Below are 17,047 nucleotides of genomic sequence, written 5' to 3'. Positions count from 1 at the left end.
CGGTCGATACTTGTCGAATCGGCCTGTCCAGTTCGTGACGGCTTACTCGTCCAGCTCGTCGAGTGTGATCAGGCCGTCATGGAGGGCTCGGGTCACGAGGTCGCTCTTGGTACGGGCCGGCCGGCCGACATTGGCGTACTTGACCCGTACCCGCTCGATGTGCGTGTCCACGGTTTTCACGCTGATGTTCAGCCTGGCGGCGACGAGTTCCTTGGAGGAGGAGGCGAACCAGGCGCGCAACACCTCGGCCTCGCGACGGGAGATCCGGGGGCGGCCCGGATCATCGTCGGTTATCAGCACTCCGCCGAGCGAAGGCGCAGTGTACGGCTTGCCGTTCGCGGCCGCCTGGATGGCCGGTACCAGGTGCTCCTGCCCCTCGGTTTTGGTCAGGTACGCGAGCGCACCGAGGTTCACGCACTTGAGCACGGTACGGCTGTCGGTGTGCTGGGAGTAGACGATGACCCGGCGACCGTGGTCGACAAGCCGGCTCAGCTCGCCGAAGGCGGGCGTCTTGGGCATCAGTTCCAGGTCGAGGATGACCACGTCGGCCTTTGCGCCCGGGCCCGTCCACACGTTTGCCAACCGGGCCTGCGCGTCGATCAGCTCGATCGGTGGCCGCGCCTGGCTGCACCAGTAGCGCACGCCTGCGGCGATCGCTACATGGTCGTCAACGATCACTGCCGTGATGGGTCCGCCCGCCATCGCACCTCCACCCACAGCTTCTCCTCGTTACGAAACGTGTCGAGCCGTACCCCCGGCACCTCGGGCCGCGGCAGGTCGACCTGGCCGCAGTCGGCGACGACGCTGACCGACACCAGGTCGGGAGTGCCGATGACGGTGACCCGCGCCCACGACGCCGCCGTGGCCAGCATGGTGAGCGGGGCCTCGGTGAGGTCGCGACGGACCGGCAGCGGAAGGTCCGGGCATTGGCCTCGGGCGTCCAGCTCCACGAGTACGCCTCTGCGGTCCGCGACATCCGCGCAGTGCCGCAGCTCGTGCAAGAGCTGGTTCTGCGCGATGTCGACCTCGGCGAACAACCGCCGCATCCGGGCCGACTCGATGGCGCAAGCGCGGCGGACCTGTTGGTCGAGGGGGTCGAGCCGTCCGCTGGACAGCCCTTCCAGCAACGGGATCGTGCTGTGGTCCAGGTCGGCCAGCCGCTGCTGTCGCCGTCGGTGTGATTCGGCCGCCGCGGCCTCCGCGACCGATATCCGCTCGGTTTCCCAGGTGGCGGTGGCCGCCGACGCGGCGATGTTCCGGAACGCGGCGGCAGCTATCGCCATGCACATCGGGTAGCCGATGACCCCGATCGACCCCGTGGCGAACCGCAGGAGCATGGCCCGATCGCCGTCGCTGGACAACAGGACGTTCACCAGCGCCACGCCCCAGTGGGCGCCGAGAAATCCGAGATGGACCCGCAGCGGTTGACTCAGCAGGATCACCAGGCCGACCCAGGTCGCCTCGCCGAAGATCCAGTCACCGGCCAGGGCCGCGTGGCCGTAGGGCAGCGCCGCGTACGACAGCGCTGAACAGAGCAGGACCACCGCCACGGCCGGCCATCGCCACGCCACCGGCCAGAGTCGGCCACGGGCCACCAGTACCGCCTCGACGGACAGTAGCCCGGCGAGCAGGGCGAACGCGCACATCTGCACCCACGCCGGCTCGTACAGCTTCCAGTGCCGCAGAATGTTGGGCAGGCTCAGCAGCAGCAGACCGCTCGCTGCGACGGCCAGGACCCCGACCCGCAGCCGAGCGATCAGCTGGGCGCGGGTGGCTCGCTCGATCGCCTGCCGGGGATCGTCATCCACCGTGCCACTCCAGCCGCACCAGCGTGCCCTCGCCGAGCCGGGAGGTGACCGTCGCAGTACCGCCGATCGCGGCCAAGCGGCCGCTGATGCAGTCCCGCAGACCTCGCCTGGTGGCAGGCACCTGTTCGGGGATGAAGCCCGCGCCATCGTCGGCGACATCCAGCCGCAACCGGGCCGGCCCTCCACTGAGCCGCACCCTGATCTCCGGTGCGCGGGCATGCCGGACGGCATTGTTCATCGCCTCGCGCGCCGCGTCAGCCAGCGCGCGGCCGACGCGGTAGGGCACCCGCAGTTCCGAGGGGGTCGAGAGGTGTACCGGCAGCCGGCTCACCGCCTCCACCTCCGCCCCTAGGAGCTGCACCAGATCGGCGTGAGAATCCACCTGCTCGCCGTACGCACGCAACATCTCAAGGTCCCGCCGGGCCCGTGGTACGAGCCAGTCGTTCCCGGGCCGCACCTCACCGCCGCCCACCATCAACAGAGTCGTGGCAGCGGTGTCGTGCAGCGCGTTGACCAGTTCCCGCTCGTCGGCGCGGACCGCGGCCGCGACCTGGTGCGCCCTGCGCGCGTTCTCCGCGTCCTGGGCCAGACGATCCGCGCTGCGGGCCCCCTGCTCCACGAGCAGCCACGCCACCCGGGACAGCGTCGCGATCGCCAGCACCCAGATCGCGGCGTGCACCACATTCGCCGCCGCACCCGACATCAGCACGACGGCAAGCAACGTCCCGGCAGCCATCGCGGTCGCCGCAATGCCGTACGCCAGCGGCGTATACCACTGATAGGTCACGCAGGCGAAGCTGACCAGCAGGCGTATCCAACCGATGTTCTCGTGCTCCGCCGCGTCGGTCCAGAAGATGCTCAGGCACACCAGGGCCATGACCGCGGCGTCCACCCCGGCTCCCCACAGGTCCGTGCGTCGGAGCAGCCACCACACGTACACCGCGCTCCACACCGCGACGCCGCCGACCACCAGTGCCGTCGACGCCACGTGCTCGTCCGTGGCACGAAGCAGCCCGATGACGGCGACCGGCCCGAAGATCGCGACCCGGACAACGGCCGCGAAGCGCCGGCCGAACCGCGACAGGAGCACCAACGACTCCCCGCCGTCGGTCGCCTTCACCACACCACCGAAGCCTGGAACCGTGCCCACCGCCCCTCAGCTTGTCAGGCAGGCCGGCAGACACTCTAACGCCGCCAACGGTACCGAGAATGAACATGTGGGGTGTTCACCTGACACAGCTCAGGTCCGCACGTCAATACCCTGATAGCCGTGATACGCCACCTCGGCGGCGCTGCCGCCGGGCCGACTGCGCCGCCCGGTCGGTGGTGTACCGGATGCGGAGGCACTGGCTGGCACCGTGCACCGGCTCACGGCGCCGGCTCGACACGCGAGGACGAACCAGGCACGGCGACGCGGGGAGCGGGATGAGCACATTGCGCGTTGAGGCAACCGGGCTTGAATCGTTCGCCTCGCGCATCGGCGACCTCGGCCGGGATGTGTTCGCGGCCCGGTCCTACATCTACGGATACGCCGATTTCAGCTGGCAGGAAGAGGGGCTGATCAGCCTCTTTCGCTCCGCCCACGAGAGCGCGAGCGACGACCTCGTCGACGCGCTGCGCCACCTGGAGGACCTGCTGAGCGAGTCGGCCTTCGAGCTGTTCTCCGCCGCGCACTACTACGTCAACACCGACATTGCCGCCGCCGCCGAACTGGACCGCGGCTACGCCGCGCCCGTGGCGTGGTACCAGCCGCCGGGTTGGCGCGAGACGGCCGCGGTCCCGCCCGGGCCGCTGTACGCCGGGAGCGACCCCACGCACCATCTGACCGACCCCGGTGAACCGGAAGCCAGCGTCGGCAACGGGTACCTCGACCTGAACGCGGTCTTCGAACCTGTCAGTCCGGCATCCTGGCTGAACTGGCTGCTCCGCGAGACCCTCGGCTACGACGTCATCAGATCGCTGACCACACCGTTCACCGGTGACTGGCGAGCGCTGGCCCGCTACGGCCTCGCCCTGGACCGGTTGGGTGCGTGTCTGGCCGAGGTGGGCCGCAATATCCAGCACGCCACGGACGAGGTCGACCAGTACTGGACCGGCAACGCGGCGAGCGGCGCGACGGCGTACTTCGTCGAGGTGGCGGCGGCATGCCACCGAGCGCAGTCCGTGCTGCGTGAGGTGTCCGCGCAGTACCAGGAGGCCGCGCAGGGCGTTTGGCTGCTCGCCAACCAGGTCGCCGGGATCATCAGCGCGATCACCGACGCGGTGCTGGTCGGCGGACTCGGCGCCGGGCTGGGTGTGCTGACGAGTTGGTCCGGGATCGGCGGCTGGGCCGGCGGCACCCTGGCCGCCTCACAGGTGCTGCGCATCCAGCAGCTGATCCAGAAGGCAGCCGGCAAGATCCAGGCCGCCACCACCGCTCTGCAGGCCATCGCCGGAGCGGTGAAGGCCCTGACCGACCTGGACGCGCTCAAGTCGTTGAAGCTGCCCGCCCAACCGTACGACCACCCGAGGCAACCGTGACCGTCTACGACGAGTTGGTGACGATGACCGGGGGCGACCAGCAGGCCGCCCGAGTGCTGCTGGCGGGCTTACGCCAACTCCGGGACCGCGCGCCGGACCAGGAGATGCGGAGGTTCGCCCGAGAGGTCCTGGAGGAACAGGTCAGCCTACGCGAGGTTGCCCGATCCGAGGCGTACGCGTGCGTACTGAGCCGACACTTCGATCACTTGACCCGTTGGCGCGATCATGTCCAGGATGCCGATCCGGCCAGCGAGGACCGTGCCCGTGGCGTCCGCCAGGACCAGCGCTGAGCCGGCGTCGTGGCTCAGAGCGTCGGCCTACCTCGGTGCCCGGAGATACCCGACGGCTGTGCGCTCCTCACCCCCAGCGTCGTGCGAGGCCGTCGTACTCGGCCTGGGTCAGCGGGAGGACGGTGCCGTGGCGGGGCCGCCCCGGCATGGTGTAGCCGGAGACCATGCTCCACTGGCCGGTCGCCAGGTCGGTCGTGGTGAATGGGATGTAGCCTCGGCCGCCGTACTCGTCGATGTAGAGGTACCACCGGTTCTCGGTGTTTGATTTGAACACCAGCGGTCCCTCGCCCTGGCTCAGCGAGCCCTGGCCGATGCACTCCCGGACGAACGAGTAGTTTCGGTTGAGGACCGTGGTGGACCGCTCGGCCAGGATGAACTTGCCGCACGCCGACTGGGAGGAGCTGCGCTCGTCTTTGGTGTAGCGGTAGTAGGTGCCGTTGTGCTTGATGAGCGTGGAGTCGATGGTGGAGTAGCCCTTGTCCACCCAGACCTGCGCGGGGCTGAAGGTGCGGAAGTCGCGCGTGGTCGCGTACATCATCCGGTTGTAGCTGCTGCCGGTGTGGTTCGGGTCGGTGGCGGCGTAGAGCTTCGAAGCCCAGAAGACCACGTACTGGCCGATGCTGTCGTCGTAGTAGGCCTCGGGCGCCCAGGTGTTGCCGGCGGTGTCGGGCGAGACCCGGACCAGCCGGGGGGCGCTCCAGGTCACCAGGTCGGTGGACTCCCAGACCACGATGGACTTGCTGCCGGTGCGCTGCGCGGCGTCCCAGTTGCCGCCGCCATAGATGCGCAGGTCGGTCGCTATCTGGTAGAACCGGTCGCCCTGCGGAGAGCGGATGATGAACGGGTCCCGCGCACCCCTGGTGCCGACGTTGGAGGTGAGGACCGGCTGTCCGCCGTTGAGCTGGCGCCACCGGACCGGGTCGTTGCCCTGGCTCAACCCGAAGTAGATCTGCTCGCCGTTGGCGCTACCCTCGCCGGTCATGTAGCTGAACAGGTAGCCGGCGTAGGTGGTGGGCACGGGCGCGTCGGTGCGGACAAGTTGCCACTGCTGGTTTGCACCGCCGGTGTCGGTGTACTGCGAGATCCGGCCGCCGTCCGCGGTCGACCAGTCCCACACTTCCAGGGTCTTGCCACTGTTGCGGTTGACGAGCTTGACGTACCCGCTGTCGGTGTCCACGACCCGGAACTGCTGGTTGGTACCGCCGTTGTCGGGCCACTGCACGACATTGGCGCCGTCGGCGGTGGAGGCGCCCGAGATGTCGACGAGGCTGCCGCTGTGCCGGGCACGCAACTTGTAGTAACCGCCGCCGGCGTCGACGAACTGGAACTGCTGGTTGGTCAGACCGGTCCGGGCCCACTGCTGAACGGCCGCCCCGTCGGCGGTGGACTGGCCGGCGATCTCGACCGCCTTTCCGCTGTGCCGGGACACGAGCTGGTAGTACGCCAACGGGTCGATCGCGGCGGCGCTGGCCTGCTGGCCGGGGATGAGCGCGATGAGGCCGGCGACGAGCACCGTGCTGGCCAGCGCGGCGCCGAGGCGACGTGGCCGACGGTCCAGGCCGGCGGGCCGGTCAACGACGAACATGTTCAACTCCTGGAGACGGGACGCTTCGAACGGAGCGCTGCGATGGCCCGGTCCGGGCGTCATGGGCGGCACAGAACGGCAGGGCGGCGTCAACCCTGACTGTGCGACGGCGATGGTCGGTGGGTTCGGACGTCCGGCATCGTGGTGCCGATACCGGCGGTGGGATCCGGGCACTCCACGGCGACGTCGCGTACTGGTCGAGGCACCGTGCCCGTTCGTCGCGGGTGTCGCACCTCATCCGCTGCAACTGGTCCATGGCCATCCCTGAGATCTCGTCGCGGTGCGATCCGGTGATCGGTCGAGGTCCGGTCGCGGGGCTACACAGTGACGCCGTCGACCTGGAGGGTCTGCACCGATGCCGCGGGGAAGGCGACACTGACCCGTTTGCCGTCGACCCGGGCGTCCTGGCGTTCGGTGTAGCGGTCACCACCGGCCGGCACGGTGGACCAGCGCGGCACCAGGCCGCCCGAGCCGCCGGTCACCTGGCCGAAGCCGGACATGTCGAAGGTGAGGGTCTGGGCGGCGCCCGTGTTGACGGCGACGATGACCAGCCGGCGAGCGGCGGGGTCATACCCGGCGACGGCGTAGTCCACGCCGGTGTCGATGATCCGCATGCCGGGGCGGATGTGCCGGGTGAACTGGGCAAGTACGTAGTATTTCGGCTGCACGGTGCCGGCGCGCAGGGTGTTGAAGTCGTACTGGATGGCTGCCCAGCCCGCACTCGGGTCCATCACCTGCCAGTAGCACCACGCGGTCGGATGCAGCCAGCGCCAGTCCAGGCACAGGTTGCGGGCCATGGTGATGCCGGTGCCGTCACTGTCGCCGGCCTCCGAGTTCCAGAGAATCTTCCCGGCGGCGCGCACGTCGCTGTACAGCAGATCGCGTCGACCACCGGCGCCCTGGTATCCGTGCACGTTGACCTGCCGTACCACTGCTCTGGTGCCGGCGTCGAAGCTGTTCCAGGTGGTACGCGCCAGGTCGTAGCTGGTTTCGTCGGACGCCGAGATGGCGATCCCGGTCAGGCCCTGCCGGTCCAGTTCGGTGCGCAGGTTGGCCAGCACGCTGCGCTGCGTGGTGGCGTCGATGTGGCACCCTTCCTGCGTGCCGTCGGCCCGCCACCAGTTCGACGACGGTTCGTTGAAGGGATCCACGGTGCGGAAGGTGACGCCCCAGCGGTCGCGGGCGTAGCGTGCGGTCACCGCCAGGTGCAGGGCATGCTGACGGTGGTTCCACGACTGGAGGTTGAACCCGCCGTCCGCAGCGCCGGACGGGTTGTGGTTGAGGCACATCCACCACATCGGGGAGTTCGCGAACAGTTCGGCGATCGCCCCCCGCTGGACCGCCTTGGCCAGCGCGGCGCGCTGCTTGGCGTCGACGTTCCAGTTCCACGCCGACGACGCCGGGTCCTCGTTGTGCCAGTCCTGCCAGAAGCCCTCGATCTGCTTGAAGCGGGGGATGTTGGGGGAGGCCACCATCGTCTCGCCGTCGACGCTGTTCCAACTGCAGGCGCCCAGGTTGTAGCGGGCGATGTTCAGTCCGAGGCCGGGTAGCGTGCCGCCGTTGTACGCCACGGATCTGGTAGTGAAGAAGATGTCCGCGAAGTCGTCCCGGTCGCCGAACACGTTGGCCCACCAGGCCAGCGACGTGCCCCAACCTTCCCACCCGCCGTGGTCGGCGCGAGGATCGATCGCGATCGTGGCGTCGGCGCGGGCTGGGCCGCCGGTGGTCGCGCCACCTATCGCTCCTGCGCCCGCTGCGACGAGCAGCGTCCTGCGCTTGATCATGGGTCCTCCAGCAGGCTGTGGGACACCGCCAGGTGCCGAGACGGGAACGTGGCGAGCCTGTCGGCGCCGACCCGGCCGGGCCGCGGATCAGGCCAATTTGATGTTAGCGTTCACATTCGCCTGGTTCTGTCGGGGGCGGTTGTTTCGGGCTTGTGCTGAAGTGTTGACGCTTGTAACTGCGATGTCAAGGTTGACGACGGTGCGCCTCGGGCCGGTCGGGGAGGGGACTCTGTGATCGTGAACGGTTACGGTGCTCGCTCCTGGGTGCCGGCATAAGTGCCCCGCCCGGCGGCGGAGGAGCGGTGTTTGTCCTGGCTGGTCCGCCGGAGAGCACTTGACGCGCATACACTCGATGTTTACATTCGTCTATGTAAGCGTATTGACCGATCTTGTGGCGGCTGTCCTGTAGGCCGACCCAGGGGCGGCGGGGGACTCGGGACCGGGCTCGGGGTGCGCGGCGGGCGGGGCGGCCTCGTCCGGAGCGTCGTCGCATCTGTTAGCGCTAACAGTCGTGGCCGGTGGGCCGACGCCGCTCAAGGACGATGCCGTTCTTGTCAACGCCGGCCGTCGTCCTCTGTAAACAGCGCAACATCGAACGTCACGAGCATCGCCCGGTACGAGGCCACGCACATCCCTCGGTGCGCGTTCCTGTGCACCCCTTACCTGGACGGTCCCAATGAAACGTATCAACCACCGCCCCCCGACCGGTCTGTGCCAGGTCCGGTCAGCTCCGCGGCTCGTGCTCGCCGCGGCAACCGCCATCACCGTCGCGGCTGCCGGCATCGTCACCCCGAGCGGCGTGCACGCCGCGACCGGCCCGTTCCCCGGCCGAGCCGCTTCCGCGCCGGCCGGCGCACACGCGACGACGGAGAAGCTGAACCGCGGAGTGATCGCCATCCGCTCCGACCGGGGCAACTTCGTGTCCTGGCGGTTGCTGCGCACCGATCCGCCCGGCACCGCCTTCAACGTCTATCGGGGCTCAGTCAGGATCAATCCCACGCCGATCACCACGGCCACCAGCTACCTGGACGCCGGTGCGCCCGCAGAAGCGACCTACTCCGTCCGCCCGATCAGCGCAGGGGTGGAGTTGCGCTCCGCGGCCGAGCCCGAGGTCGTACCGTTCGCCACTTCACGTGACGTGCCCTTGCAGATCCCGCCCGGCGGCTCAACGCCCAGCGGTGAGTCGTACAGCTACTCGGCCAACGACGCCAGCGTCGGGGACCTGGACGGCGACGGCGAGTACGAGATCGTGCTCAAGTGGGACCCGTCCAACGCCAAGGACAACTCACAGTCGGGCTACACCGGCAACGTCTACATCGACGCCTACAAGCTCAACGGCACCCGGCTGTGGCGGATAGATCTCGGCCGCAACATCCGGGCCGGTGCTCACTACACCCAGTTCCAGGTCTTCGACTACGACGGCGACGGCCGCGCGGAAGTGGCGATGAAGACCGCCGACGGCACCCGCTCCGGCACCGGGCAGGTGATCGGCAACGCCAACGCCGACCATCGCAACTCCAGCGGCTACATCCTCGCCGGCCCGGAGTTCCTCACCATGTTCAACGGCCAGACCGGCGCCGTACTGTCCACCGTGAACTACGAGCCGGCGCGCGGCAACGTCTCCTCCTGGGGAGACAACTACGGCAACCGGGTGGACCGGTTCCTGGCCGGCACCGCGTACGTTGACGGGCAGCGACCGTCGCTGATCATGGCGCGGGGCTACTACACCCGGGCCGTGATCGTCGCGTGGGATTTCCGCAACGGCAGTCTGACCCGGCGCTGGACCTACGACTCCGGCAGCGGCGGTGCGTACGGGCAGGGCAACCACAACCTGTCCATCGCCGACGTCGACGCCGACGGCCGTGACGAGATCGTCTACGGTGCGGCCACCATCAACGACAACGGCACCCTGATGTACTCCACCGGCTTCGGGCACGGCGACGCGATGCATGTCGGCGACCTGATCCCCAACCGGGCCGGCCTTGAGGTGTTCACCATCCACGAGTCCGGCAGTCAGCCGGCTGCCGACGTGCACGCCGGCAGCAACGGCCAGGTCATCTGGCAGCGGCCGAACAACGGGGGAGCGGAGGGACCCGGCCGTGGCGTGGCCGCCGACATCTACGCGGGCAGCCCCGGCGCGGAGTTCTGGGGCTCCGGCACCCAGATGGGCAACCTGTACAACAGCTCCGGCGCCTCGATCGGCCGGAACCCGTCCTCGGCGAACTTCGTCATCTGGTGGGACGGCGACGCGCAGCGGGAGTTGCTCGACGGCACCCACATCGACAAGTACGGGACCGGCGGCGACACCCGGCTGCTCACCGGATCCGGGGTCGCCTCGAACAACGGCACCAAGTCCACCCCGGCACTCTCCGCCGACATCCTCGGTGACTGGCGGGAGGAGGTCATCTGGCGTACGTCGAACAACTCGGCGCTGCGCATCTACTCCACCACCGACTCCACCAGCATCGCCCGGCCCTCCTTGATGCAGGACCGGCAGTACCGGGTCGCCGTCGCCTGGCAGAACACCGCCTACAACCAACCGCCGCACCCCAGCTTCGCCATCGGGTAGCGAAGCACCCCGACCGCCGGTGACCGGGCAGAACCGGCCACCGGCGGTCAACACAGGTCGCGCTTGGCGCCATTCCACCGAATTCAAACCGTGGCGTGGACCGCCGGGTTCCGGGTACCGGAGCTGGCGCGCGAGGCCGGACTGGCCGTGGACGAGCGCGGCCGCAGGCACTCTGCGCTCGGAGTCGCACCCGGAGGTCTACGGCATCGGGGATGGCGCCGCCGCACACCCGCGACGGGCAGGTGCTGCGGATGGGCTGCGGACCCGGTGGGCTGGCGGCGGCGTGCGCCTTCATGCGATCACCGACCGCCTGGCCGGGCGCACCCCCACGCCGCTGCGCGTCAGCACGGATGCCCTGTGCGTCAGCATCCCCCAGTGGGACGGCCTGCTCCAGCCCACCGACCTCGACGGCAGCCCGCGTGGGAAGGTGCGCACCGGCCGTCCGGTGGCGATGCTCAAGAAGGCCGTCCTGCACACCACCGGGTCGTACAACTTCGCCACCCCGTCCTGGCCCTGGCCGCCGCCAGGCAGGCGCCCGCCCGGATCCGTCGGCCGGTCGACGGATCCGGGCGGCAGGGTTGCCTGCCGGGCTGCGCGAGATGGTGATCAGGCTGGGAGGGCGCGCGGCGTGATCGCCGGGCGGGTGGTTGCGGTCCGCCGCCACAAGGCTCCGATATAGCTGGAGTATCGGGCCACGCCGGAGGGTGTCGGTGGGCCGGCGCCGATCCCGACCGGCACCTCCGACACCCGGTGAGGACGACGGCATGCTTCCCATCACCCGTGCCGCCGGCCGGGCGCCGCTGGCGTCCCTGCTGAGCTACGTCCGCCCGCACGCCCGTGGACTGCTCGGCGGAGCGGTCCTGATGTTCCTCGGCGGACTGGCCAATCTCGCCCAGCCGATGGTGGTCAAGAGCCTGATCGACGCGCTGACCGGCGGCACCCCGTACCACCAGCCGATGCTGCTGCTGGTATCGCTGCTGGTACTCAGCGTGATCGTCGGGGTCTGGGGCATGTACCTCGTGGAGTTGACCGCCGAGAGCGTCGTGCTGACCGCGCGCCGGCGGCTTGTCACCCGGTTGCTGCGCCTGCGCGTCGCGGTCGTGGACGGCGCCGAGCCCGGGGACCTGCTGTCGCGGGCGACGGGCGACACCACGCAACTGCGGGCGGCGGCCACCAGCAACGTGATCGACCTGGTGGCGGGGACCTTTCAGATCGCGGGCGCGGTGGTCCTGATGGCGCGGCTCGATGCGGTCCTGCTCACGGTGGTACTGACTGTGCTGCTGATGCTCGCCGCGGTGACGCTGGCCCTGGTCCCGCGGATCCGCAGCGCCGGGGAACAGGCGCAGGAGGCGGTCGGCGGGATGGGAGCGGTCCTCGAGCGTACGCTGGGCGCCTTTCGGACGGTCAAGGCCAACGGCGCCGAGGAGCGGCAGGCCGCCGCGGTGCACGACGCGGCCCGGCAGGCGTGGCGGCGCGGGCGGCAGGCGGCGCGGTGGGTCTCGCTGGCCGGCATCGCCACCGGCCTCGCGGTCCAGGTCGCCTTCATCGTGGTGCTGGGGGTGGGCGGGGCGCGGGTCGCCGCCGGCGGTCTCGCCGTGTCGTCTCTGGTGGCCTTCCTGCTGTACCTCTTCTACCTCGGCGGCCCGGTGACCCAGCTGGTGGGCGGCTTCACCGGGCTACAGGCGGGCCTCGCAGCGGTCCGGCGTATCGACGGGATCGCCGAACTCGCCGCCGAGGACCTGGACCGGCCCGTGGACGCCCCGGCGGGCAGCGCCGCGGCGCCCGTGACGGTGACGTTCCGGGACGTCTCGCTGCGACATCGGCCCGGCGGCCCGGCGATCCTGGAGCACGTCGACCTGCGGCTGCCGGCGACCGGCCTCACCGCCATCGTGGGGCCCTCCGGTGCCGGGAAGACGACCCTGCTGGCGCTGATCGAGCGCTTCTACGATCCCACCACCGGTCGGGTCGAGATCGACGGCCGCGACGTACGGGAATGGCCCCTGGCCAACCTGCGCGCCCGGATCGGCTACGTCGAGCAGGACGCTCCGGTCCTGTCCGGAACGCTGCGGGACAACGTGACGATGGGCGCGGCACACGTGCCGGAGCCGTGGCTCGCGGAGGTCCTCGAACGGACCCGCCTCGTCCCGCTGCTACGGCGGCTGCCGGACGGCCTCGGCACCGAGGTCGGCCATCGCGGTGCGTCGCTGTCCGGCGGGGAACGGCAACGCATCGCGATCGCCCGTGCCCTGCTGCGCCGACCGGGGCTGCTGCTGCTCGACGAGCCGACCTCGCAGCTCGACGCCATGAACGAACGTGCGCTCGGTGAGATCGTCGCCGCCGTCTCGCGGACCACCACGGTGGTGATGGTGGCGCACCGGCTGTCCACGGTGACCCGGGCCGACCGCATCGTCGTGCTGGACGCGGGCCGGATTCGTGCGGTAGGCACGCACGCCGACCTCGTGGACGGCTGCGAGCTCTACCGCGGGCTGGCCGCGACCCAGTTGCTCACCGGAGCCGGTGCGCAGGTGCGGAAACAAAGCTCCGATATCGCGGCAGTATAGATCCACCTCGGATAGTGCTCGCACGACGGGCTCGGAACGCCGGAGCCCGACTCACACCGAGGAGGTACATCGAGATGGTGAAGAAGAAGGCCTACGAGCGGCCCACCCTGTCGAAGGAAGGCAGCTTCGCCCGCAAGACGGCTGGCAGCCTTTTCACCAGCTGCCGGGAGTCGTTCGTCACCCAGAAGCCGCGTTCGATCTGCAGCTGACGGCACGAGCCCACCGTACCGAGACAGAGGGGTAGTGCCCATGGTGGCCGTTCCGGACATGGCATCCGGGCTTTCGTGGTTCGTGGTCGTCCCAGACACCGAGGCCGGTCGCGCGCTCGCCGAGCCGCTCCGGCAGCGGGCCACGGGGCTGCGGATGCTCACCCATGCCTCCGGACGCCCATGGCTGCTCGGCCGGTGGACGGACGACGAGGTGGCGGTGGCCGAGTTGGGCGACCGCCGCCTCGTCGCGCTCGGCGAACACCGTCTCTCAACGGATGACCTCGAACGACGCGGTGCGGGCGCCCGCGACGCCGCGCAGATGTGCGCTGCCCTGCAGGGCCTGCCCGGAAGCTTCCACGCGCTCGCCGCGACCCCGGCGGGGACGGCGGTGCACGGCAGCCTGTCCGGATACCGCCGGGTCTATTTCGTCTCCGTGGGGGAGCAGACCGCCGCCGGCGACCGGGCCGACGTACTGGCCGGGCTGGGCGGCGCGCAGGTCGACGACGAGGCGCTTGCCCTGCGGATGCTTGCCCCGTACGCCCCCTGGCCGATCTTTTGGCAGCCGGTCTGGCGCGGAGTGCACGCCGTACCTCCGGACGGGCGGCTACTTCTGGATCGTGCCGCGGCACCGCGCATCGTGACCCGATGGCGCGCTCCCGAACCCGTGCTCGACCTGACCACCGCCGCCGACCGGCTGCGTCGGGCGCTGTCCGACGCCGTGGCCGTACGCGCGGGCGCCCACGACGTGATAGCGAGCGACCTGAGCGGCATGGATTCGACGTCGCTGTGCGCGCTGGCCGTCGGCAGCGGCAGCCGGGTGGTCGGGCTGACGTGCGTGAGCCCGGACCCGCTCGACGACGACCTGCCGTGGGCCCGCCGGGCCGCCGCCGAACTCGGCTCCGTGACCCACGAGGTGGTGGACGGCGAGGCGAACCCCCTACCGTACGAGGGCATCCTCCGGGCGGAGGACCGCTTCGACGAGCCGACCGCCGCGGTGCTGTACCGAGCGAGCTTCCTCGCCGTGTCCCGCCGGGCTGCCGCGCACGGCGCTCGTACCCGTCTCACCGGGTTCGGCGGTGACGAACTGCTCACCGCCGACCCCATGATGCAACTGACCCTGCTGGCAACGCATCCGTGGCAGGCTCTTCGTCACCTGCGACTGCTGCGCGCGGCATACCGGTGGCGACGCCGGGACACGCTGCGGGCGGTCGTGGACAGGCGCTCGTACGGCCGCTGGATGGCGTCGCTCGGCGAGGACCTTGACGGTGCCGAGATCGCACGGGTGCGTCCGCTCCTCGGCTGGGGAGCACCGGTCGCGGCCGCGCCGTGGCTCACCGCGGATGCCAGGGCGGGGCTGGGCGAGGCACTGCGCGAGCGGGCGGCCGCGGCAGTGCCGCTCTCCGGCGACCGCGGGCTACACGGCCGGCTCGCCGGGGTGTACGCAGGTGCGGCAAATGCCCGGCACCTCGCCCAATCGACCCGCCGGGCCGGGGTGACCGCGGCTCTGCCGTACCTCGACGACCAGGTCCTTGAGGCATGCCTGGCGGCGCACCCCGCACACATCACCTCACCCCGGGACTACAAGCCCCTGATCCGCGCCGCCATGCAGGGAGTGCTGTCACCGGCTCTGCTGGCGCGCGACACCAAGGCCGACACCTCGATCGCCGCCGCCCGTGGCGCCCACCAGTACCGCGACGACCTGCTCGCACTCGCCGACAATTCGCGGCTGGCCGGACACGGCCTCGTGGACGCCGATGCACTGCGCGCGGCCGTTCGCGATCCGGACGACCGCACCTGGTACGACCTCGACCAGACTCTGGCCTGCGAGACCTGGCTGCGCACCGTGGAGCCCGCACCCGCTATCCGATGAGGAACGACCATGACGTGGAAGCTACCCGACCGGGTGTCCTGGACGCCGACCGAGTACGGCGGCGTGCTCCTGGACTCCAGCTCCGGCGAGTACTGGACGCTCAACCCGACCGCGGCGGCGGTGCTCGCCTCGCTGCTGGCCGACGGGAGCCCCGAGCACGCGGCGGCACGACTCGAGGAGGAGTTCGACGGCGATGCCGCGGCGATGGTCGCGGACGTGCCCGGGCTGATCGCCGACCTGGAGGCGGCTGGACTGGTGGTCGCGGCGTGACCTCGGAACAGGTACTCAAACACGACCCCCGGCGCCTGGGTATGCGGCGGCGGCTGGTCGTGCGCGCGGTCGTTGCCATGGCCAGGCTGCTGGCCGTGCAGAAGCCCGATCGCATTCATCGAGTACTGCACCGCCTGAGCCGTGGCGCGCGTCCGGCGAGTCGTGCGGAGGCGGCCACCGCACGCCGGGACACCGTCGCGATCAGCGCCTTCTGTAGCGGTCCACTCGGATGCCTGCCGCGTTCGATCGCCACCGTGCTGCTGTGCCGGCTGGAGGGCGGCTGGCCGGTGTGGCACGCCGGCGTACGGCGGTATCCGCCTTTTGGTGCGCATGCCTGGGTCTCGGTGGACGGCGCCGCGGTGGACGAGCCGTACCCGGAGGACTTCCACATCCCCCTGCTGACCGTCGCCGCCGAGAACCGCCAGGAACTCGGATGAGCGCGGTGCTCCCGTACCTCTGCCTGGTCTGCCGTGGCGCGGTCGTCGTGGTGTTCGCGCTCTCCGCGTTCGGCAAGCTTCGCAGCCGGGCGGCGTACGCGCGGTTCCGCCGTTCCACCCGCCTGTTGACGGGCCTGCCGGAGGAACCGGCCTCGGCGCTGGCCCGGCTCGTCGTCGCCGGCGAGGTGACCGTGGCGGTGACCGCATCCGCGGGCCCGCTCTCCACCGCTGGACTCGGCGTGGCCGGCGTGCTGCTGTGCGGCTTCACCTGGGCACTGGCGCGGTCCCCGGAATCCGGGCAGGCACTGGAGTGCGGCTGCTTCGGCTCGTCGGTTTCCGCCACCCGCCACACCGCCATCGCCCGTAACGTCCTGCTGCTGGGCGTGGTGTTCGGCGGACTCGTGAGCAGCCACCTCGCGACCGGGGCCGTATCGATGCGCTGGGACGCCATCCTGCTATGTGCGCTGGCCGCCGTCGCGCTGGCCACCTTCATCACCCGCCTGCACGAGATCACCTCCCTGTTCACCGCTCGTCTGTGAGGCCGCGTCATGTCCGTGCTCGTCGCCGCCGTCGTGCTCAACAGCATCGTGTGCGCGTTCAACACCGCCCTGCTGGCGGCGGTCGTGCGGCGCCTGCGCTACCAGTCCGAACTGCTGTCGGAGGTGGAGAGGCAGGGAGTTCCCGCGCGTGCACTGTCCCGCGGTGACACCGTGGGAGGCTTTCTCGCTCACGACACCCGCGGCCGCCCGGTCACTCCGGACGTACCGGCGGACACGCTGGTCGGCTTCTTCAGCCCCACCTGCGCATCCTGCCGCCGCGAGCGCGCACGGTTCCGGGTGGTGGCGGCCCGGTGGCCGGGCGGCTCCGGGCGGGTGCTCGCCGTGGTGACGGGACCCGGCGCGTCGGCCCGGTTCCTCAACCAGTTGGACCCGGTGGCCCGGATCGTCGTCGACGCAGACGAGGCGATGCGGCACGCGTTCGGTATCGAGGGATTCCCGGCGATCTTCGTACTGGCGGAGTCCGGGTGCGTGACCTGGACCGGTATCCACGCCGATGCGGTGCCGGGCCTGACCGCAAACCCGATCGGCCCGAAGACCCGGTGACCGCACGCACGAGGCGGAGCCTGGAGGTCGGGATGATGGCA

General features: G+C 70.3%; 15 protein-coding genes. 10 read left to right on the top strand and 5 right to left on the bottom strand.

From position 1 onward, the window contains the following. Positions 1 to 42: 42 nt before the first annotated feature. The 3 genes from ACSMXO_RS26530 to ACSMXO_RS26520 are packed head-to-tail and all read right to left on the bottom strand — an operon-like array spanning position 43 to position 2,958. A complete protein-coding gene (locus ACSMXO_RS26530; RefSeq protein ID WP_346257035.1) occupies positions 43 to 702 on the bottom strand; it encodes a response regulator transcription factor in 660 nt (219 codons plus the stop codon). After that, positions 675 to 1,808: a hypothetical protein gene (locus ACSMXO_RS26525; RefSeq protein WP_455414251.1), complete on the bottom strand. Its 1,134-nt coding sequence runs from the start codon at positions 1,806 to 1,808 to the stop codon at positions 675 to 677. The genes ACSMXO_RS26530 and ACSMXO_RS26525 overlap by 28 nt, the downstream gene beginning before the upstream one ends. Next, the gene (locus ACSMXO_RS26520; RefSeq protein WP_455414250.1) at positions 1,801 to 2,958 is read right to left on the bottom strand and encodes a sensor histidine kinase; all 1,158 of its coding nucleotides are present in this window, start codon (positions 2,956 to 2,958) and stop codon (positions 1,801 to 1,803) included. Before ACSMXO_RS26520 ends, ACSMXO_RS26525 begins: the two co-directional genes overlap by 8 nt. 275 nt (positions 2,959 to 3,233) lie before the next feature. Here ACSMXO_RS26520 and ACSMXO_RS26515 point away from each other — a divergent pair, with 275 nt between their 5' ends. Together ACSMXO_RS26515 and ACSMXO_RS26510 are read left to right on the top strand one after the other, a co-directional pair. Beyond that, positions 3,234 to 4,328 (top strand): type VII secretion target, encoded by a 1,095-nt coding sequence (locus tag ACSMXO_RS26515; RefSeq protein WP_346257032.1) that lies wholly within the window; start codon positions 3,234 to 3,236, stop codon positions 4,326 to 4,328. Next, complete coding sequence (locus ACSMXO_RS26510) at positions 4,325 to 4,618, top strand: hypothetical protein (RefSeq protein ID WP_455414249.1); 294 nt, start codon at positions 4,325 to 4,327, stop codon at positions 4,616 to 4,618. Before ACSMXO_RS26515 ends, ACSMXO_RS26510 begins: the two co-directional genes overlap by 4 nt. Positions 4,619 to 4,685: 67 nt before the next feature. On the opposite strand, the gene ACSMXO_RS26505 is transcribed toward ACSMXO_RS26510, so the two are convergent. After that, entirely contained in the window at positions 4,686 to 6,203 is a 1,518-nt protein-coding gene (locus ACSMXO_RS26505; RefSeq protein WP_455414248.1) for an RICIN domain-containing protein, read from the bottom strand. 317 nt (positions 6,204 to 6,520) lie between these two features. Continuing rightward, positions 6,521 to 7,987, bottom strand: coding sequence for a glycoside hydrolase (locus tag ACSMXO_RS26500; RefSeq protein WP_455414247.1), 1,467 nt, complete (start codon positions 7,985 to 7,987; stop codon positions 6,521 to 6,523). Between the two features lie 676 nt (positions 7,988 to 8,663). On the opposite strand from ACSMXO_RS26500, the gene ACSMXO_RS26495 reads away from it, so the two are divergent. The 8 genes from ACSMXO_RS26495 (at position 8,664) to ACSMXO_RS26460 (ending at position 17,006) form a co-directional block, all read left to right on the top strand. Further along, positions 8,664 to 10,556: a rhamnogalacturonan lyase gene (locus tag ACSMXO_RS26495; protein ID WP_455414246.1), complete on the top strand. Its 1,893-nt coding sequence runs from the start codon at positions 8,664 to 8,666 to the stop codon at positions 10,554 to 10,556. A 764-nt stretch (positions 10,557 to 11,320) separates the two neighbouring features. Then, entirely contained in the window at positions 11,321 to 13,117 is a 1,797-nt protein-coding gene (locus ACSMXO_RS26490) for an ABC transporter ATP-binding protein (RefSeq protein ID WP_455414245.1), read from the top strand. 74 nt (positions 13,118 to 13,191) lie between these two features. After that, entirely contained in the window at positions 13,192 to 13,326 is a 135-nt protein-coding gene (locus tag ACSMXO_RS26485) for a keywimysin-related RiPP (RefSeq protein WP_346257024.1), read from the top strand. Positions 13,327 to 13,384: 58 nt separating this feature from the next. Next, positions 13,385 to 15,196: an asparagine synthase-related protein gene (locus tag ACSMXO_RS26480; RefSeq protein ID WP_455414244.1), complete on the top strand. Its 1,812-nt coding sequence runs from the start codon at positions 13,385 to 13,387 to the stop codon at positions 15,194 to 15,196. Positions 15,197 to 15,205: 9 nt separating this feature from the next. Continuing rightward, entirely contained in the window at positions 15,206 to 15,466 is a 261-nt protein-coding gene (locus ACSMXO_RS26475; protein ID WP_455414243.1) for a lasso peptide biosynthesis PqqD family chaperone, read from the top strand. Continuing rightward, positions 15,463 to 15,903, top strand: coding sequence for a lasso peptide biosynthesis B2 protein (locus ACSMXO_RS26470; protein WP_346257021.1), 441 nt, complete (start codon positions 15,463 to 15,465; stop codon positions 15,901 to 15,903). The genes ACSMXO_RS26475 and ACSMXO_RS26470 overlap by 4 nt, the downstream gene beginning before the upstream one ends. Then, positions 15,900 to 16,442: a MauE/DoxX family redox-associated membrane protein gene (locus ACSMXO_RS26465; protein ID WP_455414242.1), complete on the top strand. Its 543-nt coding sequence runs from the start codon at positions 15,900 to 15,902 to the stop codon at positions 16,440 to 16,442. Before ACSMXO_RS26470 ends, ACSMXO_RS26465 begins: the two co-directional genes overlap by 4 nt. A 9-nt stretch (positions 16,443 to 16,451) precedes the next feature. Next, a complete protein-coding gene (locus ACSMXO_RS26460) occupies positions 16,452 to 17,006 on the top strand; it encodes a hypothetical protein (protein WP_455414241.1) in 555 nt (184 codons plus the stop codon). Positions 17,007 to 17,047 lie beyond the last annotated feature (41 nt).

This window comes from Plantactinospora sp. DSM 117369 (assembly GCF_053764795.1).
This window is presented reverse-complemented; position numbering and strand designations above follow the sequence as displayed.